The organism is Streptomyces sp. NBC_00234, from assembly GCF_036195325.1.
Taxonomy (GTDB): domain Bacteria; phylum Actinomycetota; class Actinomycetes; order Streptomycetales; family Streptomycetaceae; genus Streptomyces.
Genome location: NZ_CP108101.1, coordinates 2372150 through 2394916, shown reverse-complemented (window position 1 = coordinate 2394916; position 22767 = coordinate 2372150). Strand labels below are relative to the sequence as shown.

General features: G+C 71.8%; 20 protein-coding genes and 1 pseudogene. 6 read left to right on the top strand and 15 right to left on the bottom strand.

Translation table 11 applies throughout. The features are described from left to right. Positions 1-10: 10 nt before the first annotated feature. The 3 genes from OG230_RS10400 to OG230_RS10390 form a co-directional block, all read right to left on the bottom strand. On the bottom strand, positions 11-913 hold the full coding sequence (locus OG230_RS10400; RefSeq protein ID WP_328909880.1) for a glycosyltransferase family 2 protein: 903 nt from the start codon (positions 911-913) through the stop codon (positions 11-13). A gap of 83 nt (positions 914-996) precedes the next feature. After that, positions 997-1578, bottom strand: a complete 582-nt coding sequence (locus OG230_RS10395; RefSeq protein ID WP_328909879.1) for a GNAT family N-acetyltransferase — start codon at positions 1576-1578, stop codon at positions 997-999. A gap of 74 nt (positions 1579-1652) precedes the next feature. After that, positions 1653-3101, bottom strand: a complete 1449-nt coding sequence (locus OG230_RS10390) for an MFS transporter (RefSeq protein ID WP_328909878.1) — start codon at positions 3099-3101, stop codon at positions 1653-1655. 102 nt (positions 3102-3203) lie between these two features. Here OG230_RS10390 and OG230_RS10385 point away from each other — a divergent pair, with 102 nt between their 5' ends. Further along, entirely contained in the window at positions 3204-3815 is a 612-nt protein-coding gene (locus tag OG230_RS10385) for a TetR/AcrR family transcriptional regulator (RefSeq protein WP_328909877.1), read from the top strand. Positions 3816-3844: 29 nt separating this feature from the next. On the opposite strand, the gene OG230_RS10380 is transcribed toward OG230_RS10385, so the two are convergent. Together OG230_RS10380 and OG230_RS10375 are read right to left on the bottom strand one after the other, a co-directional pair. Further along, positions 3845-4705, bottom strand: a complete 861-nt coding sequence (locus OG230_RS10380) for a PhzF family phenazine biosynthesis protein (RefSeq protein ID WP_328909876.1) — start codon at positions 4703-4705, stop codon at positions 3845-3847. Positions 4706-5041: 336 nt separating this feature from the next. Beyond that, entirely contained in the window at positions 5042-5797 is a 756-nt protein-coding gene (locus OG230_RS10375; protein WP_328909875.1) for an SDR family oxidoreductase, read from the bottom strand. A gap of 142 nt (positions 5798-5939) precedes the next feature. Here OG230_RS10375 and OG230_RS10370 point away from each other — a divergent pair, with 142 nt between their 5' ends. Next, entirely contained in the window at positions 5940-7607 is a 1668-nt protein-coding gene (locus OG230_RS10370; protein WP_328909874.1) for an alkaline phosphatase D family protein, read from the top strand. A 73-nt stretch (positions 7608-7680) separates the two neighbouring features. Here the strand turns inward: OG230_RS10370 and OG230_RS10365 are convergent, their stop codons facing one another. Next, positions 7681-8685 carry a Gfo/Idh/MocA family protein gene (locus tag OG230_RS10365; RefSeq protein ID WP_328909873.1) on the bottom strand — a complete coding sequence of 335 codons (1005 nt, stop codon included), beginning with the start codon at positions 8683-8685 and terminating at the stop codon, positions 7681-7683. A gap of 82 nt (positions 8686-8767) precedes the next feature. On the opposite strand from OG230_RS10365, the gene OG230_RS10360 reads away from it, so the two are divergent. Further along, a complete protein-coding gene (locus tag OG230_RS10360) occupies positions 8768-10084 on the top strand; it encodes a multidrug effflux MFS transporter (RefSeq protein ID WP_328911360.1) in 1317 nt (438 codons plus the stop codon). A 61-nt stretch (positions 10085-10145) separates the two neighbouring features. Here OG230_RS10360 and OG230_RS10355 read toward each other — a convergent pair whose 3' ends face one another. After that, entirely contained in the window at positions 10146-11456 is a 1311-nt protein-coding gene (locus OG230_RS10355) for a hypothetical protein (RefSeq protein WP_328909872.1), read from the bottom strand. Between the two features lie 153 nt (positions 11457-11609). Here OG230_RS10355 and OG230_RS10350 point away from each other — a divergent pair, with 153 nt between their 5' ends. Further along, entirely contained in the window at positions 11610-12608 is a 999-nt protein-coding gene (locus OG230_RS10350) for a small ribosomal subunit Rsm22 family protein (protein ID WP_328909871.1), read from the top strand. On the opposite strand, the pseudogene ddaH reads toward OG230_RS10350, so the two are convergent. Further along, positions 12597-13433 (bottom strand): annotated as a pseudogene (gene ddaH, locus OG230_RS10345) (dimethylargininase); the annotation flags it as partial. The gene OG230_RS10350 and the pseudogene ddaH overlap by 12 nt on opposite strands. Before the next feature lie 160 nt (positions 13434-13593). On the opposite strand from ddaH, the gene OG230_RS10340 reads away from it, so the two are divergent. Both OG230_RS10340 and OG230_RS10335 read left to right on the top strand, forming a co-directional pair. Then, positions 13594-14208 carry a TetR/AcrR family transcriptional regulator gene (locus OG230_RS10340; protein WP_328909869.1) on the top strand — a complete coding sequence of 205 codons (615 nt, stop codon included), beginning with the start codon at positions 13594-13596 and terminating at the stop codon, positions 14206-14208. Between the two features lie 140 nt (positions 14209-14348). After that, positions 14349-15095 (top strand): bifunctional DNA primase/polymerase, encoded by a 747-nt coding sequence (locus OG230_RS10335; RefSeq protein ID WP_328909868.1) that lies wholly within the window; start codon positions 14349-14351, stop codon positions 15093-15095. A 56-nt stretch (positions 15096-15151) separates the two neighbouring features. Here OG230_RS10335 and OG230_RS10330 read toward each other — a convergent pair whose 3' ends face one another. The 7 genes from OG230_RS10330 to OG230_RS10300 all read right to left on the bottom strand — a co-directional run bounded on the left by OG230_RS10330 (position 15152) and on the right by OG230_RS10300 (position 22692). Continuing rightward, positions 15152-16072 carry a hypothetical protein gene (locus tag OG230_RS10330; RefSeq protein WP_328911359.1) on the bottom strand — a complete coding sequence of 307 codons (921 nt, stop codon included), beginning with the start codon at positions 16070-16072 and terminating at the stop codon, positions 15152-15154. Continuing rightward, positions 16005-16991 carry an iron uptake transporter permease EfeU gene (gene efeU, locus OG230_RS10325; RefSeq protein ID WP_328909867.1) on the bottom strand — a complete coding sequence of 329 codons (987 nt, stop codon included), beginning with the start codon at positions 16989-16991 and terminating at the stop codon, positions 16005-16007. The genes OG230_RS10330 and efeU overlap by 68 nt, the downstream gene beginning before the upstream one ends. A 37-nt stretch (positions 16992-17028) precedes the next feature. Then, entirely contained in the window at positions 17029-18297 is a 1269-nt protein-coding gene (gene efeB, locus OG230_RS10320) for an iron uptake transporter deferrochelatase/peroxidase subunit (RefSeq protein WP_328909866.1), read from the bottom strand. 23 nt (positions 18298-18320) lie between these two features. Next, positions 18321-19457: an iron uptake system protein EfeO gene (gene efeO, locus OG230_RS10315; protein ID WP_328909865.1), complete on the bottom strand. Its 1137-nt coding sequence runs from the start codon at positions 19455-19457 to the stop codon at positions 18321-18323. A 189-nt stretch (positions 19458-19646) separates the two neighbouring features. After that, on the bottom strand, positions 19647-20489 hold the full coding sequence (locus OG230_RS10310) for a heme ABC transporter ATP-binding protein (protein ID WP_328909864.1): 843 nt from the start codon (positions 20487-20489) through the stop codon (positions 19647-19649). Next, positions 20486-21619: a FecCD family ABC transporter permease gene (locus OG230_RS10305; RefSeq protein ID WP_328909863.1), complete on the bottom strand. Its 1134-nt coding sequence runs from the start codon at positions 21617-21619 to the stop codon at positions 20486-20488. The genes OG230_RS10310 and OG230_RS10305 overlap by 4 nt, the downstream gene beginning before the upstream one ends. Further along, the gene (locus OG230_RS10300; RefSeq protein WP_328909862.1) at positions 21616-22692 is read right to left on the bottom strand and encodes a heme/hemin ABC transporter substrate-binding protein; all 1077 of its coding nucleotides are present in this window, start codon (positions 22690-22692) and stop codon (positions 21616-21618) included. The genes OG230_RS10305 and OG230_RS10300 overlap by 4 nt, the downstream gene beginning before the upstream one ends. Between the last annotated feature and the right edge of the window lie 75 nt (positions 22693-22767).

The following is a 22767-nucleotide window of genomic DNA, read 5'->3' as shown; positions in this document are numbered from 1 at the left end:
CCCCAGCCGGTCAGATCACCGGCGGGCGGCCCAGCATCGTCATGCGCCACACCGTGCGCCAGCGCATCGGGCTGCGCGGCCCGCACGGCGTCCGCACCCCCTCGGCGAAGCCGCCCGCCCAGGCCCGCAGGCCCTTCGGGGAACGGGTCCGGGCCACGGTGAGAAGGGTCCAGGTCCCCAAGTAGGCGGGGACCAGCGGCAGCGGCAGATTGCGGCGGGCCAGCCAGACACGGTTGCGGGCCGTCATCCGGTAGTAGACCGCGTGCCGGGCCGGGGAGGTCTTCGGGTGCTGGAGGAGCAGGTCCGGTTCGTAGAGGATCTTCCATCCCGCGTCCAGGGCCCGCCAGGACAGATCCGTCTCCTCGTGCGTGAAGAAGAACTCGGCGGGCCAGGTGCCGGTCTGCTCCAGCATCTTCATGGAGAGGGCGTGGCCGCCGCCGAGGAAGGCGGTGACCGGGCCGCGCCGCATCGGGTCGGTGGCGCGCAGGCGGGGCACGTGGCGGCGCTGGGTCTCGCCGTGCTCGTCCGCGATGCGGAATCCGACGATGCCGAGCCGGGGGTCGGCCGCGTACAGCTCCTGGACCTTGCGGAACACCCCGCTGTCGACCAGGAGTCCGTCGTCGTCGAGCTCGATGACCACGTCCACGTCCCCGAGTTCGGCCAGCCGGCTCAGCGCCACGTTGCGCCCGCCGGGGCAGCCCAGGTTCTCGTCGAGCTCGATCGTGGTCACACCGCCCGCCAGGTCGGTGAGGCCGGGGAAGCGGCTGAAGTCGGGCAGCGGAGAGCCGTTGCCCACGACGACGAGCCGGGTGGGGCGGACGTCCTGCATGGCCACGGACGCCAGGAGCGCCTCGACCTGCTGCGGGCGGTCTCCCATGGTCACGATGGATACGCCGATGCGTGGTTCGGGCAAGGGTCGGCACTCCTGGGTTCGGCTGGAACTTCGACGACGGGGCCCAGCGGGCTGCGGTGCGCGTGATCGTAACGTCTCGGGGTTCACCTGTCCGTCGCCGCCCGGTCATCCAAGGGGCGTCCATCGTTCAGTGCGGCGTACATGAGCATGTCCCGGCGCCGGCCGCCCACGTGCTGCCAGCTCCGCAGGAGCCCCTCGCGCCGGAATCCGGACTGCTCCGCGGTCCGTATCGAGGCGGTGTTCCACGGTTCGACGAGGAGCTGGGCCCGAGGGATGCGCAGCTCGTGCAGCGCCCAGGTGGTGACCGTGCGCAGGGCGGCCCCGGCCACTCCCTGCCCGCGCGCCGGGGCCGTCAGCCAGTAGCCGAGCGAGGCGCGGCCCTCGGCCAGGTCCCGCAGCCACAGGCCGATCGAACCGACCGGCCGCCGGTCCCGGGTGCGGGCGATGACGAAGGGGTATCCCGCACCGGTGGCCGCCCGGTCCCACTGCCGGCGGACGAAGTCTTCGGCGGCCTCGTCCGAGTACGGGGACGGGATCGTCGTGATCAGCGGGATGTAGTCGTCCGCGGCGGCCTCCCGCACCAGCGGGAGGTCGCTCAGCTCCCAGGGGCGCAGGACGAAGTCGGGGCCCGCGGTCATGCTCGGAACGGTCAGCGGCTGAACCATGTCCGTATCCTGCCGCGACCCGTCCCGCGTCCCGCTCCCCGACGCGGGCGCGCCCCCGTTCGTCGGCGCCCGGCTCACCCGGCCGGGCTCCGCTCCTCGCGCCGTCCGAGGAAGACCCAGGCGGCCAGGGCGCCGGCCAGCACGAGGGCGGAGTTCACCAGGACGGCGAGCGAGACACCGGACAGCACCGCGTCCGGTCCCGTCGCGCCGCCCATGCGGGCGGTGGCGACGGCGCTCATGACCGGGATGCCCATGGTGATCCCGACCTGCTGGGTCATGGTCGCCAGTCCGGTGGCGAGGCCCTGCTCCTCGTCGGGAAGGCCCGAGGTGGCGGTGACCATGAAGCCGACGATCATCAGCATGTTGCCGACACCGCCGATGAAGGTGGCGGCCAGCACGAGCAGGATCCAGCCGCCCGAGGTGCCGAGCACCACCAGCGAGAGGGTGGCGGCGGCCTGGACGACGCCGCCGAAGGCGATGGTGCGCCGGTTGCCGAAGCGGCCCACGGCACGGCCGCCGAGGGTGCCGCCGATCACGGTCCCGATGCCCAGGACGCCGAAGGCGAGCCCGGTGGCGAGCGGCGAGTAGCCGAGGACCTCCTGGAGGTAGAGGGTGAGGAGGAAGACCAGCGAGGTCTCGGTGACGAAGGCGATCAGGCCGGTGGCGTTGCCCCAGATGACGCTGCGGCGCTTCAGGATGTGTACGGGGACGAGAGGCGCCGCCGCCCGCTTCTCGACGAACCAGAAGGCGACGAGGAGCGCGGCGCCCGCGAGCAGGGCGGCCAGGGTGGCGGGTGTGGTCCAGCCGGACTCGCCCGCCTGCGTCAGCCCGTAGACGAGCAGCAGCAGGCCGCCGGTGACGGTCGCGGCGCCGGGCACGTCGAGCTTCGGGCGCACGGCGGGCCGTGAGTCGGTGATGACGGACGGGGCGAGGGCGACGACGAGCGCGGCGACCGGCACGTTGACGAAGAAGGCCCAGCGCCAGGAGAGCAGATCGGTCAGCAGTCCGCCGAGGATGGCTCCGGCGGTGAAACCGGCGGACATCAGGGCGCCGTTGAGTCCGAGGGCGCGTTCACGCAGCCGTCCCTCCTTGAAGGCGGTGGTGAGCAGCGCGAGTCCGGCGGGGGTGACGGCGGCGGTGGCGAGACCCTGCAGCACCCGGGCGGTCAGGAGCACTTCGGGCGAGGTGGCGAGGCCGCCGAGTGCGGAGGAGAGGCCGAGGACGACCATGCCGCCGATGAACAGGCGCTTGCGGCCGACGAGATCGGCGACGCGGCCGAAGAGGAGGGTGAACCCGGCCGCGGCGAGCGCGAAGGAGGTGGCGATCCACTGGAGGTGGGAGAGGGAGAAGCCGAGCCCTTCGCCCACGACCGGCAGGGCGACGTTCAGGATCGAGAAGTCCACGGCGATCATGAACTGGGCGCCGAGGAGCAGAGCGAGGACGAGCTTCTGCCGGCCCGTCATGCGGGGGTCGGCGGCGTCCGGGGCGGGGGGTGCGAGGGGTGTCGTGCTGGATGCGGACATGGGTGCCCTTTCCTGGGACGGGACCACTAATGGTTCTGTGGTTCCATTAGGGTGGAGTCACCGTAACAGGAGTAGAGGCGTTAATGGAACTGGAGACCCGTTATGAATGTTGAGGGTGTGGAGCCGGGCATGGCCAGGCCCGGTGGGCGTACGGCGCGGGTGCGGGACGCGGTCCTGCGGGCGGCGGGCGACGTGCTGGCCGAACACGGTTTCGCCGGGCTCGATCTCGCCGAGGTCGCGCGCCGCGCGGAGGTTGGCAAGACGACCGTCTACCGGCGCTGGTCCACTCCGGCCGGTCTGGTCGCGGACCTGCTGGCGGACATGGCCGAACAGTCCGTGCCGCGTACCGACTCGGGATCACTGGACGAGGACCTCGCGGCCAACGCCCGCCTGGTCGTCCGGACGCTCACCGACCCCCGTCAGGGCGCCCTCTTCACGTCCGTGATCGCGGCGGCCACCTGCGACCCCCGCACGGCGGAGGCCCTCCACCGCTTCTACGAGGTGCGCGTCGAGGAGTGGGCCGGGTGCGTCGAGGCCGCGGTCGGGCGCGGCGAGCTTCCCGTGGGTACGGACGCCTGCGAGGTCGTCCGGGCCGTTTCGGCGCCGCTCTACTACCGGCTGCTGGTCTGCGGCGGCGCACTCGACGAAAACGCCGCCGACCGGGCGGCCGAAGCCGCCGCGGCAGCGGCGAGGGCGGGTGTGTACGCGGGCTGAGCCCGGGGTGGGAAGGGGGGAAGCGGGGGTCAGCCGATCCGTGCGCCCGTGCCGCTCACCCGGACCCGGGGGTCGCCGGCGCGCAGTTCCACGGTGAGCGTGCCGGGGCGGCCCATGTCCTGGCCCTGGTGCAGGGTGAGGACCGCCGCCTCCGGGACGAGCGAGAGGGCGCGTGCGTACGCGCCGAAGGCCGCCGCTGCCGCTCCCGTCGCGGGGTCCTCGACCACCCCGCCGACCGGGAAGGGGTCGCGGACGTGGAAGACGTCCGGGCTCTCGCGCCACGCGAGCTGGACCGTCGTCAGGTCGAGACGGTGCATCAGCGCTTCGAGGCGGGCGAAGTCGTACGCCAGGTCCGCGAGCCGCTCGCGGGTCGCGGCGCCCAGCACCAGATGACGGGCGCCCGCGTAGGAGATGCGGGGCGGGAAGGCCGGGTCCAGGTCGGCGGCCGGCCAGTCCAGCGCCGCCAGCGCCTCCGTCAGGTCGTCCGGGGAGATCTCCGTGACCTGCGGCTCGACGCTGGTGAGGGTGGCGCGCAGCTCGTCGCCCTCACGGGTCACGGTCACCGGGACCGTACCCGCCCGGGTCGAGAACACCAGGTCGCCGGGGCCGTCGCGTTCGGCGAGTGCGATGGCCGTGGCGACGGTGGCGTGACCGCAGAACGGCACTTCCGCCTTCGGGCTGAAGTAGCGGATCGTGTGCTCCACGCCGTTCTTCCCGGTGAGGAAGGCCGACTCGCTGTACCCGAGCTCGGCGGCCACGGCGAGCATCGCCTCGTCGTCCAGTCCGGAGGCGTCCAGGACGACACCCGCGGGGTTGCCGCCTTCGGGGTCGGCCGAGAAGGCGGTGTAACGGAGGATGTCGGAACCGGGAGCGCCGGAGAGTTGGGTCATGTCGCAGCTGAACCTCCGTACGGCCGGAGGTATTCCCGGTTGTGTGGAGCGGTGCGGGAGTCGCGGCGGTCCGGGGCCCTGATGCCCCGGACCGCCCCCGGGCCTCCGGTGGCCGCCGTCCCCCCGGACAGCGGCGGCCGGATCGGTGGCAGCTCGTGGACGACCACCGGCGCGCCGCCCCGTTCGTGCGCGCGCGGTGGACATTCCGTGTGCCTTCCGTGAAGCCGCGAGGGCTGTGAGCATACGGGCAGTACGCGCTTGCGCACCCCGGTGTGCGCGGGAACACCAACCGCGTTGGCAGTGACCCGAGTTGACGCGTGCGAGGAAGGCCGCCGCTCAGCCCCGGCCCACGTACGGCATCGTCGTCGCCAGAACCGTCGCGAACTGTACGTTCGCCTCCAGCGGCAGCTCCGCCATGTGCAGCACCGTCCGCGCCACGTCCGACGCCGCCATCACCGGCTCCACCGCCAGTTCGCCGTTGGCCTGGAGGATTCCGGTCTGCATCCGCTCCGTCATCTCCGTGGCCGCGTTGCCGATGTCGATCTGCCCGCAGGCGATCCGGTACGGACGCCCGTCCAGGGACAGTGACTTCGTCAGACCGGTCATGGCGTGCTTCGTCGCCGTGTACGCGATCGAGTGCGGACGGGGGGCGTGCGCGGAGATCGAACCGTTGTTGATGATCCGGCCGCCCTGCGGGTCCTGCTCCTTCATCTGCCGGTACGCCGCCTGCGCGCACAGGAACGCGCCCGTCAGGTTCACGTCCACCACGGCGCGCCAGTCCTCGTACGCCAGGTCCTCGACCGGGACCGAGCCGGGGCCGAACGTCCCCGCGTTGTTGAAGAGCAGGTCCAGTCGGCCGAACCGGTCCCGTACGGCGGCGAAGAGCGCGTCCACGTCGCCGGGATCGGTCACATCGGTGCGTACGCACAGGGTGTCGGCGCCCCCGGCGTCCCGGGCCGTCGCCTCCAGCGCCTCCAGCCGCCGGCCGGCCGGCACCACCGCCCAGCCCGCACCCGCGAGGGCGAGCGCCACGGCCCGTCCGATACCCGACCCTGCTCCCGTTACGACAGCGATTCTCTGCTCAGCGTTCATGGCCCGGCAGCGTACGGGAGGTGTGACGGCGCCCGGCACGCGGTGCTCATCGGCCCGCCATGTGGATGTTGTGCACGCGACAACGGGGGGACGTCGCCCCGCACTCCAATTCCCCTGACAGCAGCCGTCAGGGGAGGGGCACATGACACCCGCACAGATCGCCGGAGCGCCTGCGCAGCAGGGCCACTCGACCGAACTCCGCGCCGCCGCACAGCATCTCGGCGCGGGCCTGGAGCGCCGCAGGTTCCTCACCGTCACCGGTGCGGCAGCCGCACTGGCCTTCGCCGTCAACCTGCCCACCGCGGGCACCGCGAGCGCCGACGAACTCGACGCCCGTCAGCTGCCCGAGGACCCGTTCACCCTCGGCGTCGGCTCAGGCGACCCGCTGCCCGACTCCGTCCTGCTCTGGACGAGACTCGCCCCGCGCCCCTACGAGCCCGGCAGCGGCATGCCCGCGGCCCGTGTCCGGGTCCGCTGGGAGATCGCCCGCGACGAGCGCTTCAGCCGCGTCGTCCGGCGCGGCTGGACCACCGCCCACCCGGAGTTCGCCCACAGCGTCCACGTGGACGTCGGCGGGCTCGACTCCGACCGTGTCTTCCACTACCGCTTCCGGGCCGGCGACTGGATCAGCCCGGCCGGCCGGACCCGTACGGCCCCCGCACCCGGCGCGGCCAACAGCTCGCTGAGCATCGCCGCCGTCTCCTGCCAGGCGTACCACGACGGCTACTTCACGGCGTACAAGCACCTCGCGGAGGAGGACGTCGACGTCGTCTTCCACCTCGGCGACTACCTCTACGAGTACGCCGTGAACGCGACCGGCGGCGCCCGCGCCTACACCGACCGCACCCTGCCCGCCCACTTCAACCGCGAGACGGTCGACCTGGAGGACTACCGGATGCGGTACGCCCTCTACAAGTCCGACCCCGATCTGCGCGCCGCCCACGCCGCCCACCCGTTCGTCGTCACCTGGGACGACCACGAGACGGAGAACAACTACGCGGGCGGGACCCCCGAGAACGACGTACCGCCGGAGGAGTTCCTGCTCCGCAGGGCCGCCGCCTACCGGGCGTACTGGGAGAACCAGCCGCTGCGCACCCCGCAGCGGCCGACCGGCCCCGACATGCGGCTCTACCGCCGTCTGAAGTTCGGCAGGCTCGCGCAGTTCGACATCCTCGACACCCGCCAGTACCGCAGCAACCAGGCGTACGGGGACGGCTGGAAGGTGCCGGGCCCGGAGTCCGAGGACCCCTCGCGCACCATGACGGGAGCCGAGCAGGAGCGCTGGCTGATCGACGGCTGGCGCACCTCGCGGGCCCGGTGGAACGTCGTGCCGCAGCAGGTCGTCTTCGCGCAGCGGCGTGACGTACCGACCGACGCCTTCAAGCTGTCCATGGACTCCTGGGACGGCTACCCGGCCTCCCGGCAGCGGATCCTGAACGGCGCGGAGGCCGCCGGGGTCGACAACCTGATGGTGCTCACCGGCGATGTGCACGTCGGCTACGGCCTCGACCTCAAGAAGGACTTCGACGACCCGTCCTCCCGCACCGTCGGTACGGAGATCGTCGCCACGTCCGTCTCCAGCGGCAAGGACGGTGCGGAGAAGCCCGCCAACTGGAGCAATCTGACGCAGGCCAACCCGCACCTGAAGTTCTACAACGGCCGCCGCGGCTACGCCCTCGTCACCCTCGGCACGCGGGAGGCGCGCGCCGACTTCCGTACGGTGTCCGCCGTCACGACGCCCGGTGCTCCGGTGTCGACCGCCGCTTCCTTCGTGACCGAGGCGGGGAACCCGGGACTCAACCCCGTGTGACGCCAGGGCCGGCGGGCCGGGCCCGTACGGCGGCCGAGGACGCAACGGCCGCCGTACGGGCCCCGGTCGCCGGTCAGACCAGGGCGTCGGCCGCGTAGCGGACGCCGATGCGGTCGCGCACCGCGTCGAGTGTCCGCATCACGGCGAGCGAGCCCTCCAGCGGCACGAGCGGGGACTCCGTCTCGCCCGCCCGCACCGCGCGCATCACCTCGGCGGCCTCGTACTGCAGACCGGAAAGGCCCTGCGGTCCCGGTCCCGAGTCGAACTCCTCGGGCTCCCGGCCCGGCCGGTGCAGCACGAACCGCTCCGGGTGGAAGAAGCCGTGCGGAAAGTCGATCCGCCCGGCCGTCCCGGTGACCGACGCGGTCGTCGCGTGGTCGCCGACGAGCGAGCAGGCCAGGAGCGCGGTGGCACCCGATCCGGACCAGCCCAGCAGCATCCCGGTGTTCAGGTCGACGCCCTCGGGGGAGAGCAGCGCGTCGGCCTGCACCCGGTCCGGCTCGCCCAGCAGCAGCTGCGCGAACGAGACCGGGTAGACGCCCAGGTCCAGCAGGGCTCCGCCGCCCAGGGCCGGATCGAGCAGCCGGTGCCCGGCGCCGAACGCGCCGGCGAACCCGAAGTCGGCCTGTACGGTGCGGATCTCGCCGATGGCGCCGTCCCGCACCAGCTCCGTCATGCGCCGGATGACGGGATTGCAGTACGTCCACATCGCTTCCATCAGGAACAGCCCGCGCGCGCGGGCGAGCGCCACGAGCTCCTCGGCCTGCGGGGCGTTGAGTGTGAACGCCTTCTCGCACAGCACGTGCTTGCCGGCTTCGAGGGCGAGCCCGGCCGCCTCACGGTGCGCGGAGTGCGGAGTGGCCACGTACACCACGTCGATCTCGTCGTCGGCGACGAGCTCCGCCCAGCTCCCGTACGCCCGCGCGATCCCGAACCTTTCGGCGAACGCCTTCGCGGAGGCGTCCGTACGGGACGCCACCGCCACCACCTCGGCGTCCGGCATCCCGAGGAGATCCTCGGTGAACCGCGCGGCTATACCGCCCGTTGCCAGCACGCCCCATCGCACAGTTCTGCTCACGTCCGCCCCCATAAGTAAACGGTTCCGATCATCCCGGCTGAGCTGAGAGCATAGATGCGGATTCAACGATGCGGAGATGAGAATGCCGGACAGCGGCGGAAGCCGGGCCCAGAAAGAGCACATACCCACGACAGGGGCCGGCGCCGAGCCCGGCACGGCCCCGAACAGGTCCACTCCCGCCGCCCGGCGGACCGGACTGCTGGTCACCCTGGTTCTCGGCGGACTGACCGCGCTGCCGCCCCTCTCGATGGACATGTACCTCCCGGCGCTGCCGGAGGTCACCGACGTCCTGCACGCCCCCGCATCGACCGTCCAGCTCACGCTGACCGCCTGCCTGGCCGGCATGGCGCTCGGACAGCTCGTCGTCGGACCCATGAGCGACCGGTGGGGCCGGCGCAGACCGCTGCTCCTCGGCATGGTCGTCTACGTGATCGCCACCGCGATCTGCGCCTTCGCCCCCACCGCCGAACTCCTCATCGGCTTCCGCCTCCTCCAGGGACTGGCGGGCGCGGCCGGCATCGTGATCTCCCGTGCCGTGGTGCGTGATCTCTACGACGGCGTGGACATGGCCAAGTTCTTCTCCACCCTGATGCTGATCTCCGGAGTCGCCCCGGTCATCGCCCCGGTGATCGGCGGGCAGGTGCTCCGGTTCACCGACTGGCGCGGCATCTTCGTCGTACTGACCGGCGTCGGCGTCCTGCTCACCCTGGTCGTCTGGAAGTGGCTGCACGAGACGCTGCCGCCGGAGGAACGCCACACCGGCGGCGTCGGCGAGGCGCTGCGCACCATGCGCGGTCTGCTCGCCGACCGGGTGTTCACCGGATACATGATCGCCGGCAGCCTCGCCTTCGCCGCGCTCTTCGCCTACGTGAGCGCCTCGCCCTTCGTCGTGCAGGAGATCTACGGTGCCTCGCCGCAGACCTTCAGCCTGCTCTTCGGCATCAACTCGATCGGCCTGATCACCGTCGGCCAGATCAACGGCAAGGTGCTGGTCGGCCGGGTCAGCCTGGACAAGGCCCTCGGCTTCGGGCTCGGCGTCATCTCGCTGGCTGCGATCGCCCTCCTGCTGATGACGTCCGGGGTGTTCGGCGAGGTGGGCCTCGTGCCCGTGGCCGCCGGACTCTTCGTCCTGATGTCGGCCATGGGTCTCGCGATGCCCAACACCAACGCCCAGGCCCTGATGCGCACGAAGCACGCGGCCGGTTCGGCCTCGGCGCTGCTCGGTACGTCGTCGTTCCTGATCGGGGCGATCGCCTCGCCGCTCGTCGGCATCGCGGGGGAGCGGACGGCCGTGCCCATGGCCGTGGTGCAGACGGTGTGCGCGCTGACGGCGGTGGTCTGCTTCCTGGTGCTGTGCAGGCCGTGGGAGCAGCGTTCCCGCACGGCGGGCGGACTCTGACCCAGGAGCCGGAGTACGGGGCGGGGCGGGCGGTCCCGACCGCCCGCCCCGCCCCTTCCGGTCAGCCGCTGCGGGTGTAGCCGATCAGGTGGAGCCGGTCCCTGCGGTCGGTCCAGCGGAACAGCCCGACCCCGGCCGTCTCCATCCCGGGCAGCCGTACATTCGGCGACAGCGGCGAGACCGCCCCCGTCGCGAACTCCATCTCGACCGGCGCTCCGCCCCCTTCGAGGGCGTCCGTCGCGTCGCGCACGTTCATCGCGCCGTAGGCCACGCCCCGGTCCGTCACCGAAGCGAGCGTCACCGAGGTGGAACCGTCCTCCTCCTCCAGACAGAAGCCCTTCGCGGCCTCCAGGTCGAAGGCGAGGTTCCCTGCGACGAGATGGCCGCCCGACGGCGAGACGACGGCCTGCGGATACCGCCCCGGCTCGATCGCCGGCTTGTGGCACTCGACCGAGACCACCGGCTTCCCCGTCTTCGCGTCGTGCACCGCCCACAGCTCGTGGCTGGCCGCACGCTTCGCGCCCTTGGCCAGCTGCCACTTCGCCAGGATCCACCCCGGCGCCACCGACGTCGGCACCCCGCTCCGCCGGTCGGCGCCCTTCGGCGCCACGTTCCGGCTGAACCAGCCGCCCCGCACCCAGAACTCCCGCTGCCCGCTCACCAGCAGCCCCTGCGCGGTCTGGCCGCGCACCTCCGTGAGCTGCTTGCAGGACGGGCAGCCCTTCGGATACTTCAGCGCGGAGGGGGCGGTCCGGGACACCTGGCCGGTGGCCGGGTCGATCAGCGCGCTGTTCGCGCGCCCGTCACTGATCAGGATGTCCGGCCCGGTCGCGGTGACCTTGGGCGCGCCGCTCCACGGCACCTCGACGCGCCGGCGGGTGCCGTCGGCCGCGTCGTACACATCGACGGAGACGAAGGTGTCGGTCACGGAGAGCCCGTCACCGACCTTCCCGTACGCCCACGTCACGAAGTACTGCCGGTCCTCCGTGGACACGGCGAGCAGCTTCGGGAAGTGCAGTGGGTCCGGCGGGCGCCACGCCGTGCCGCTCCACGCCAGCTTTCCGGATGCCGCGTCGATGGTCCGCAGTCGGTAGCGGTTCCCGGAGGCGGTCACCAGGAAGGCCAGCCGGCCCGTCGGGCGCGAGACCGCGTACTCGGGCGCCGCGCCGATGATCTCCCAGCCGTGCTCCGTCGTGTACTCCGGCGGGACGGTGAGCCGCGTCGAAGGGCCCGCGGTCCTCTTCGTGGGCTTCTTCGGGTTCTTGTCGCTCCCGCCGCCGCCCCCGTCACCCCCGCAGGTCGCCAGCAGAAGCAGCAGGGCCAGGACCAGCACCCCCCCGGCCAGAGCCAGGCGCACGATCCTCTGTCTCATGGTCCCCCCGATGAGCAATCCCTGATCCTCGCGGCGGTCAGCGTAGCAACAGCCAGCAGGGGAGAAGCAGTTCGGTTCCGCCACCGTTCCGTCCCGGTTCCGTACCGGCGAACGGGCTGCGGCCGGCAGGTTGCCAGCGCCTACAATTCGGCGGTGAACCCCTCCACCTCCACCGCGGAAGCGCTCCGCACGGCCCTGGCCGCGCTGCTCGACGGGCTGCCGCCCAAGCAGGCCACGCAGGCCGTCGACAGGCTGATCGCCAGCTACCGCGGTACCACCCCCACGGACGCCCCGATCCTGCGCGACCGGTCCGACGTCGTCGCGTACGCCGCGTACCGGATGCCCGCGACCTTCGAGGCGGTACGGTCCGCACTCGCCGCGCTGCGCGAGGCGGCCCCGCACTGGACGCCCGCCACGCACACCGACGTCGGGGGCGGCACGGGAGCGGCGAGCTGGGCGGTCGCCGGAGCCTGGCAGGGGCCGGTGACCACCGTCCTGGACTGGGCCGAGCCCGCGCTCGCCCTGGGACGCGAACTGGCCGCCTCCTCGGACCTGCCCGGCCTGCGCGGCGCCACCTGGCAGCAGGCCAGGATCGGCGCGGCCCTGGAACTCGCGCCGACGGACCTGGTGACCGTCTCGTACGTACTCAAGGAGCTCACCGCGCAGGCCCGGGCCGAGCTGGTCGACGCCGCGGCGGGTGCCGCGCAGGCCGTGGTGATCGTCGAGCCCGGAACCCCCGACGGATACGAGCGGATCATCGAGGCCCGCACCCGGCTGATCGCCGCCGGGCTGACCGTCGCGGCGCCCTGCCCGCACGACGACGCCTGCCCCATCGAGCCGGGCACCGACTGGTGCCACTTCTCCGCCCGGGTCAGCCGCTCCTCGCTGCACCGCCAGGTGAAGGGCGGCTCGCTGAGCCACGAGGACGAGAAGTTCAGCTACGTCGTGGCGACCCGCTTCCCCGTGGAGCCGGCGCCGTCCCGGGTCACCCGCAGGCCGCAGATCCGCAAGGGCCAGGTGCTGCTCGAACTCTGCACCCGCGACGAGGCCCTTCAGCGCTCCACGGTCACCAAGCGGCACGGCGCGCTGTACCGGGCGGCCAGGGACACCGCATGGGGTGACGCCTGGCCGCCGGACTCCTCAGAGGCGTAGCTCCTGGGTGCAGCACTTCACGCTGCCGCCGCCCTTGAGCAGCTCGCCCAGGTCCATCGGCACGGGATCGAAGCCGCGGTCCCGCAGCGGATCGAAGAGCCCCGTGGCGGCCTGCGGGAGCAGCACGTGGAGCCCGTCGCTGACCGCGTTGAGCCCGAGCGCGGCGGCGTCCGGCTCCCGGGCGATCAGCGCGTCCGGGAAGAGCCGGGCCAGCACGGACCTGCTGCCCGGCGAGAAGGCGCCCGGGTAGTACATGATCTCGTCGGCCGACTCGTCGAGCACGCACAGGGCCGTGTCCAGGTGGTAGTAGCGCGGGTCCACCAGATCGAGACCGATGACCGGCCGCCCGAAGAACTCCTGCGCCTCGTCGTGCGAGAGCGGACTGGACCGGAATCCGCGGCCCGCCAGGATGTACGAGGAGGTGACCGCGAAGTCCCCCTCGCCCTCGTTGACGTGATCCGGTTCCCGGATCTCGGTGAAGCCGTTCGCCCGGAACCAGTCCCGGTGGGCCTCCGCCTCCTCGTACCGCTCCCGGTAGGCGAACAGGGCGCCCAGGACGCGTCCGTCGATCACGGTGGCCCCGTTGGCGGCGAAGACCATGTCCGGGAGCTCCGGCCGGGGGGTGAGCAGCTCGACGGTGTGCCCGAGTGCGCGGTACCGGTCGCGCAGGTCCTCCCACTGGGTCCGGGCCAGCGCCAGGTCGACCGGTTTCGAGGGGTCCATCCACGGGTTGATGGAGTACGTGACCCTGAAGTGGGCGGGGGCGCACATCAGGTAGCGACGAGGGGTGGCGTCACGGGTCAATGCGGGCTCCTCTCGAACGGCAGCCTCGGCTGCGGAACGGTGGGATGCGCACGGTCAGTGCTTGAGCTCATGGTGCGCCGCGCGGGGCCGTTGCGCAGTGGACCGATCGGGTGGTTCGCCGGAGAGCGCGCGGCGAACCGAGACGAGACGTATCGGCTGGTGGCGCGCTAGATTGGCGGGCATGTCACCCGCCAAGGCCCCCGATTCCAGCCGCCGCAGCGACCGCTCCCGCCGCGCGATCTACGACGCCGCTCTCGCCCTGGTCGTGGAGGCCGGTTACGCGAAGACGACGATCGAGGGGATCGCCGCCCGCGCCGGGGTCGGCAAGCAGACGATCTACCGCTGGTGGCCGTCGAAGGCGGCCGTGCTGCTGGAGGCGTTCACCGACCTCGGGGAGCGGTCGGCGGAGCTCGCCGAGGAGGTGCACGGGATCCCGGACACCGGGGATCTCGCGGCCGACCTCAAGCTCGTCCTGCGGGCCACCGTCGACGAGCTGAACGACCCGGCGATCGAGGCACCGACCCGCGCGCTCACCGCCGAGGGCATCGTCGACCCGAAGCTGGGTGCCGAATTCACCGAGAAACTGCTCGACCCCCAGCTCCAGTTCTATGTCACACGCCTGCGTGCCGCCCAGGAGGCCGGAGAGCTGCGTGCCGACATCGACCCCCGGATCGCCCTGGAGCTGCTGATCGCCCCCCTGACCCACCGCTGGCTGCTCCGGACCCTCCCGCTGACGCACGAGTACGCCGACGCGGTGGTCGACTACGCCCTCCGGGGCCTCTCCGCGGAGCGCTGAGAGATACCCGGTATGTCCTGACATCGGGTGTGATCGTACTCACCTCGGCGCATCCGCCCCCGTACCCGCTTGAGAACTCTGGCCACCCGAGGCGCAGGATGGTGGGACGATGGACAGGCAACGCTGAGGTGAGGGGATAGATGGGCGCCGATTCCGGCCGTTATCGCGGCACAGAGAACAGGATTTCCCAGTGGCTGCGGCGACGACCCAAACCGCAGCGGGCCGAAGCCGATGAATCGGCCCGCCTGGAGATGCTGCTGGCCGTCGCCGACGCGGGCATGCCGATCTCGCCCGCCGCGTATCCCAACGGCTACCGATGTTCGTGCGAACGCGTCGGATGCCCCACGCCCGCCCGCCACCCGGTCTCCTTCGCCTGGCAGACGCAGTCGACCACCGACCGCGCGCAGATCGAGCGCTGGGCCGAAAGCCGGCCGCAGACCAACTTCATCACCGCGACCGGCATGATCCACGACGTCCTGGACGTCCCGCTGACCGCCGGTGCGGGAGCGCTGGAACGGCTGCTCGCCGCCGGTATCGACGTCGGCCCGGTCGCCCAGTCCGGCGAGGACCGGATGCTCTTCTTCACCGCCACCCGCGGCACTCCCGAGGACGAGGACGAGTGGTGGCCCTGCGAGCTGGACTGCCACCCCGAGACCATGGACGAGCACCCGGGACTGCGCTGGCACTGCCGGGGCAGCTATGTCCTCCTGCCGCCCGCCCGGCTCCCCGGTGAGCTGGCCGTGCGCTGGCTCCGCGGCCCCGAGCACCCGCTGCCCGATCCGCTGACCCTGCTGGAGACGCTCACCGACGCGTGTGCGCAGTACGCGGACTCCGCCGACCAGAGCGACCTCGACCACGATTCGGTGGCCTGGCCGCTGAGCCGCTAGGGACACCGCCCAGGCGGTGACCGGCCCCGTCCGGTTACCGCTCCGTGCCGGTCCTCCTACGAACCCTGCGCGGCCGTCAGGCCGGGCAGCCGGTTCAGCATGATCACCTTGCCGCCCGACTCGGTGGCGCCCTGCCGGGGGACGTACACCAGCTGGCTGGAGATCCGCTCCTTGGTGAGGGTGCTCTTCACCTCGCCGGTCAGCAGCGCCTCCACGTCCGAGTTGAGCTGCGGCTTGAGACCCTGCGCCGCCGTCTGCCGCTCGAAGTGCTTGCTGCTGAAGAAGACCAGCGCCCCGCCGTCCTCCGTCGTGAGACCGAGCGGCGCGAACGTACCGGTGTCCAGGGGCTGGTCGACGTACTGGTACGAGAATCCGGCCACCCGGGTGTTCTTGCGGGTGGTCCGCCAGACCGACGTGGCGGCCCCCGGCGCGAACACGTCCGGCTCGCCGTCCTTCAGGTACCCGGTGTACGTGGCGCTCAAGTCCTTGGGCTCGACGGCCAGTTCCCCGGTCGTCGGAGCCACCGGCTGCGCCCAGCCGTCGCCGTCCACCCGGAACCCCGGGACCTGGGCGGGGGGAACGACCGCCAGATAGGCGGCCTTCCAGAGTGCGTCGGGACCCGTCCGTACGAACACCAGCAGCCAGCGGGTGTCCAGCTTCCCGGAGTCCTGGTCACGGTTGGAATCGGTGTCCGCGACGAACCAGCGCGGCCAGCCGGCCTTCTTCGGGATGGCGAACGAGGCGTCGGTCAGCTCCAGCGGCCGATGGGCCGCGTTGCCGTCCGGGCTGTTCTTCTGCCGCGCCTTGAGGCCCGCCTGGTTGATCGCGCCGAGCGAACCGGTCACCCGGTCCGCGTCGAGCGCCGGATCGTACGCCTTGTCCGCCTCGTTGTACGCGGTCGTGAAATCCTCAAGGGCCTGTGCGGCCTCGGACTTCGTCGCTCCCGGCACGACCTCCAGCTCGCCGTGCACCGTCACGCAGCCGCTCGCCGTCACGCTCAGCACTGTCGCCGTCGCGAGCCCCGCCGCCAGTCGCCCCAGCCTTGTCATCCGTTGCCTTCTGCGCCTTCTGATCCGTCGCCCGCACTGACCGTCCGAACCCTACCGGGGCGAGGAAGAGCGCGAGCGTGGGGATCAGATACAGCGCCCACACCGTGACCTGGAGAACGGTCGGATCGGGCTGGAAGTTGAACACGCCCTTCAGCAGCGTGCCGTACCAACTGTCGGGCGGGATCGTGGCGCTGACGTCGAACGCCTTGTTCTGCAGACCACCCAGGAACTCCGCCTCCTGGAGGTCGTGCACGCCGTAGGCCAGCACACCCGCCGCCACCACGACCAGCATTCCACCGGTCCAGGTGAAGAACTTCGCGAGGTTGATTCTCAGTGCCCCGCGGTAGAACAGCCAGCCCAGCACGACGGCCGTGGCGATACCCAGCAGCACACCGATCAGCGGCGAGGAGGAACCCTCCCCGCTCGCCCGCACCGACGCCCACACGAACAGCGCGGTCTCCAGCCCCTCACGGCCCACGGCCAGGAAGGCCGTGGCCACGAGCGCGCCGGTGCCCATCGCGAGCGCCGCGTCGAGCTTCCCGTGCAGTTCCGCCTTGAGATGCCGCGCGGTGCGCCGCATCCAGAAGACCATCCACGTCACCAGGCCGACCGCGAGGATCGACAGCGATCCGCCGAGCGCCTCCTGGGCCGTGAACGTCATCTCCTGCGAGCCGAACTCCAGCGCGGCGCCGAAGGCCAGCGAGATCGCGCAGGCGATCCCGATGCCCGCCCACACCGGCCGCAGCGCGTCCCGGCGTTCCGTCTTGACCAGGTAGGCGATCAGGATGCAGACGACGAGGCTCGCCTCGAGTCCCTCGCGCAGGCCGATCAGATAGTTGCCGAACATGCCGGTCCTTCCGCTGTGCTGGTCAGGAGAACGCCGTTCACGAGAACAGTGCCCGGCCCCACCAGTCGTCCTTGTCGCGGACGCCCGGCGGGACGGCGAAGACGGCCGAACCCACGTGCTGGATGTACTCGTTGAGGGCGTCGTGCGCCGCCAGGCTGCGCTGCACCGGAATGAAGCCCTTGCGGACGTCGCGCTGGTACGCCAGGAAGAACAGACCCGCGTCGAGCCGGCCGAGACCGTCCGTACCGTCGGTGAAGGAGTAGCCGCGGCGCAGGATCGTCGCCCCGTCGTTGGTGTCCGGGTGCGCGAGCCGCACGTGCGCGCTCGGCAGCATCGCCTTCAGGAACGGCTCGTCGCGCTCCTTCGACTTCCCGACCGGGGCACCCTCGCCCTTGTCCCGGCCGAAGATGTCCTCCTGCTCCTGGAGACCGGTCCGGTCCCAGGTCTCGATGTGCATCCGGATGCGCCGGGCGACGAGGTACGAACCACCCGTCATCCAACCGGACTTGTCGCTCTCGCCGACCCACACGTGCTTCTTCAGGGCCGCCGCGTCGGTGCCCGCGATGTTCCGGGTGCCGTCCTTGAAGCCGAGCATGTTGCGGGGGGTCTGCTCGTCGGGCGTGGTCGACGAGGTCTTGCCGAAGCCCAGCTGGGACCAGCGGATCGCCGTACGCCCCATGCCGATCCTGGCCAGGTTGCGGATGGCGTGCACCGCCACCTGCGGGTCGTCCGCGCACGCCTGGACGCACAGGTCGCCGCCGCTGCGGCTCGCGTCGAGGTTGTCCCCGGGGAACTTCGGCAGCTCGACGAGTGCCTCGGGGAGCCGGTCCTCCAGGCCGAACCGGCCCTTCGCGAAGAGGGAGGGACCGAAGCCGATCGTCAGGGTCAGCCGGGAGGGCTTGAGGCCCAGTGCCTCACCGGTGTCGTCCGGCGGAGCCTCCGCGAGACCCCCGTACGCACCCTCGCCCACCGGGCGACCGGACGTCATCCGCTCCGCGGCCCGCGTCCACTCCTGGAGCAGGGCGGCCAGCTCGGCCCGGTCCTCCGTCGTCACGTCGAACGCGGCGAAGTGCAGCCGGTCCTGTACGGCGGTGGCGATCCCGGCCTGGTGCGCACCGTGGAACGGCACCGCGGCCCCGCTCTCCGCGGCGGGCACGGCGTCCCCGCCGGAGCGCACCGCGGCGACCGCGCCGCCCGCCACGACGGCACCGAGCGCGAGCCCGGAACCGCCCCAGCCGAGCAGGGCACGGCGCGAGGGGCCGGAACCGCTCTCTTCCGTCGAAGTGTTCTGCACGTTGTCGGCCATGACCGGACTCTCCTCGCCCCGAGTTACTTCGTCACCGCGGCGGCGAGCCGGGACAGCGGCTCGGCGAGCGCGTTGACCGCGTCCGAGAGCTCCTTGCGTTCGGCCTTGCCGACCTTGTCGTACGAGGTGAACTCGTAGGAGTTCTTGTCCTCGCGGTACTTGTCCAGCAGCGTGTCTATCGCCGCGAACTCCTTGTCCAGGGAGGTCGTCAGCGCCGGGTCGTTATTCGAGGCGATCGGCTTCAGCAGCGCGTACGACTTCTCCGCACCCTCGACGTTCGCCTTGAAGTCGACGAGGTCGGTGTGGCTGTAGCGCTCCTCCTCACCGGTGACCTTGCCGGTGGCGACCTCGTCGAGGAGTTCCTTGGCACCGTTGGCCATCGAGGTGGGGGTGATCTCCGCCTTGCCGACCCGGTTCTGCCAGTCGACGAGGTCCTTGTAGAGCGTGGCGGCGAGGGTCTTCTCCTCGGCGCCGAGCTTCTTGTCCTCCCACAGCGCCTTCTCCAGGCGGTGCCAGCCGGTCCACGCCTGGCCCTCCTCCAGGCCGTCGGCGCGGACGTCGACCTTCGGGTCGATGTCGCCGAAGGACTCGGCGACCGGCTCGGTGCGCTCCCAGCCGATACGGGAGTCGGCGTACGCCTTCTTCGCGGCCTCGATGTCACCCGCGGCGACGGCGTCGGTGAAGACCTTCACCTTGGGCAGCGTCTCGTCGGCCTGAGCCTGCACGTAGGTGCGGTACTCGGCGACCGCCTTGTCCATCTCGGGGCTGCGCTTGGCCGCCGAGCCGCCGGTGACCTCGATCTTCTGCCGGATGCCGTGCCCCTTCATGCCGGGCTTGCAGGCGATCTCGTACGAACCGGCCTTCACCTCGGCGGTGATCCGCGCCTTGGTCCCGGGGCCGATGTTCTCGCGCTCGGTGACGATGCGGTCGTCCGGGAAGAGGACGTAGACCTCGGTGACCTTCGATCCCTTGTTCTCGACGGCCAGTTCGACATGGCCGGCGGGGACCTTCGTCTCCGAGACCTCGCAGGAGTCGTCCTTCGCGACGACCTGGACCGCGCCGTCGCCCTTGCCGTCACTCTTCTCGGCACAGCCGGTGACGGCGGTCAGCGCGGCCACGGTGGCGGCTGCGGTGACGACGGAGAAACGAACGGCTCGCATGCGGGCTCCACGGAAGAGATGAGGGGGACGGGAAACAGCCGGGCAAAGCCGGGTGAGGCGGACCTAACTTAACCGAGCCTTACCTGACCGATAACCCCCCGTGCGGTGATTCAGCTCTCACCTCCGACGCAGCAAAACGGCCTGGTCACGGTCGACCCACCAGCGACCCAGGGCCTGGTCAAGGAAAGGTCAAGGAGCCCTGGTCGGTACGACGAGAGGCACGCCCGTCCGCGGGTGCGGGAAGACGTCCACCGGCTGCCGGTAGACCTCGCCGAGCAGCGCACCCGTGAAGACCTCGGCGGGCGCCCCGGCCACCGCGACCCTGCCGCCGTGCAGCACCACCGCCCGGTCCGCGTACGCCGCGGCCAGCCCCAGATCGTGCAGCACGACGACGACCGCGTCGCCGGCGGCGGCCCGCTCCCGGCAGATCCGCAGCACCAGTTCCTGATGGCGCAGATCGAGTGCGGCGGTCGGCTCGTCCAGGAGGAGCAGCGGCGCGCGCTGCGCGAGCACCCGGGCCAGCGCGACCCGGGCCCGCTCGCCGCCCGACAGCGCCGAGAACGGCCGGGCGGCGAACTCCGTGACCTCGGTGGCCGCCATCGCCTCGGAGACCGCCGCGTCGTCCTCGTCCTCCCGGGCCGTCCCCGCCCACGGTGCCCGTCCCATCCGTACGACGTCCTCGACCGGAAAGGGGAAGGAGAGCGCCGCGGCCTGGGGCAGCACCGCGCGGCGCAGCGCCAGTTCGGGAGCGGACCAGGCGTCGGCCGGGCGCCCGTCGATCCGTATGCCACCGCTCCGTACGGGCAGGTCGGCGGCGAGTGCCGCCAGCAGGGTCGACTTTCCCGCGCCGTTCGGTCCGACGAGGGCCACCACCTCTCCGGCCCGAGCGGTCAGCTCGACTCCGTCGAGGACGAGTCGCTTCCCCAGCCGGACGGAGAGCCCGAGGGCCTCGACGACGGGGGAGCCGGGGGCGACGGGCGCCGGCAGCTCCCGGCCCCGGGTCGTGAACAGATTCCTGAGAGCGGTTCTCATGCCCAGCCACCTTGCTTACGACGGGTCCTGCGGAGCAGCCAGAAGAAGAACGGGCTGCCGAAGAGAGCGGTCAGCACACCGAGCGGCAGCTCGGCGGGATCGGCCACCGTGCGGGCCGCGAGGTCGCCCACCACCAGCACCAGGGCGCCGCCGAGCGCGCTGCCCGGGACGAGGAAGCGGTGCCCGGGGCCGTTCGCCATCCTCAGGAGGTGGGGGACGAGCAGCCCGACGAACGAGATGATCCCGGCGACCGCGACCGCGGCGGCGGTCAGCAGCGCCACGACGAGGACCAGCACGATCCTGAGCCGCTCGACGTCCACGCCCAGGTGCCGGGCGGGCCGCTCGCCGAGCGCGAGCAGGTCCAGCTTCCGGGCGTGGAACGGCGCGACGACCAGACCGAGGACCGCACACGGCAGGACGGCGAGCACCTTCGGCCAGGTGGCCTGGGCGAGCGAGCCCAGCTGCCAGAAGGTGATCTGGGTGATCTGCGCGTTGTCGGCGAAGAAGATGAACAGGCCGATCAGCGCGCCCGCGAAGGCGTTGACCGCGATCCCCGTGAGGATCAGCGTCACGACCTCGGTCCGTCCGCCGGAGCGCGAGAGCACGTAGACGAGCAGGACGGTCGCGAGCCCGGAGACGAACGCGCAGACGGTGATGGTCCAGTTGCCGAAGAAGGTCAGCCCGAGGGCGATCGAGGCGACCGCGCCGACCGCGGCGCCGGCCGAGATCCCGATGACCCCGGGCTCGGCGAGTGGATTGCCGAACACGCCCTGCATGAGCGCCCCCGCGCAGCCGAGGGACGCGCCGACGAGCAGGGCGAGGACGACGCGCGGCAGCCGCACGTTCCACAGGACGCTCTCACCGACCCGGTCCAGGGCCTGGCCGCCGAGTCCGACGCGGTGCTGGACGGAGGAGAGGACGTCGCCCAGCGGGATGCTGTACGCGCCGAGTCCTGCGGAGAGCAGACATCCGACGAGCAGGGCGGCGGCCAAGGCGGCGGTGAGCGCGAACGCGGTGCCGCGCCTGGCCGGTTCCGGGACCGCGGGGCCGGGGCCGGCCGGTTCCGCGACCGGGGCGTCGGCGCCGTGCGTTCCGGCCGCCTCGGTCCGTTCCCCGTACGAGGTGGTCATTCCCGCCCCGCCTTCGGGTGGAGCTGCTCCACGAGGTCGGTCAGCACCTGGTCCGTGCGGGGGCCGTAGTTCAGGAGCACCCCGTCGTCGATGGAGACGATCCGGCGGTCCATGCCGGCCGGGGTCTCCGCGACACCGGGGATCTTCACCAGCCCGTCGACGCCGCCCACCGAGTCGAGTCCCTTGCTCATCACGAGGATCGCGTCGGGCGCGGCCTTCGCGAGTGCCTCACTGGTGATGGCGGTGAAGTCCTTCGTCAGCCCGGAGGCTTTGCCCGCGTCGACCGCGCCCGCCGCTTCGAGCAGCGAACTCGCACCGGAATCCCGGCCGCCCAGCAGATAGACGGAGGCCGAGCCGCGCAGATAGAGGAACGCGACGCGGGGCTTCTTCCCGTCCGCGCGGGCGGGAATCGCCTTCTGTACGGCGGCGATACGGGACTGGGTGCGCGTCTTCAGTTCGGTGCCCGCGGACTTCGCCCCCAGGGCGGCGGCCACGGCGTCGATCCGGCGGCCGACGTCGGTCAGTTCGGTGGCCGGCTCGACGACGACGACCGGGATGCCCGCGTCACGGATCTGGCCGATCGCCTCGGCCGGCCCGGTGGTGGTGTCCGCGAGGACCACGGTCGGCCGGAGGGAGAGCACGCCCTCCGCCGAGACGTCGTGGGCGCGGGTCACCACGGGCAGTTTTTCCGCCTGTTCGAACGTGGCGGTGATGTCGCGGGCCACGACCTGCTCGCCGAAGCCGAGCGTGAAGACGATCTCGCTCAGCGAACCGGTGAGGGGCACGATCCGTTCCGCGGACGTGACGGTGACCTTCGTGCCGTCCGCCGAGTCCACGGTGACCGGCAGCCGGGGCCGGGGTGCGGCGGCGAGCGGCTCCACCCGGTCGGCGGCCGTGGCCGCGGCGCCGCCGGAACGTGCGGCGGGAGCCGGAGTGCCGCCGCAGGCGGTGAGTGCCAGCGCCAGGGCCACCACGGCGGTCGGCGCGCCCGCCCGGCCGTGGGCCGTGCGGCGGCCGGTGGCTGGTCGCCCGGTGTCCCGGTCCGTCGGGGCGTGGTCCCGGAAGAAGCGCACTGGGCACCGTCCTGTCGTTCTGCGGCGTGCGGTTGATGGTTGTTTGCGAGCTATATGACGGAAGGGGTTCCGGCG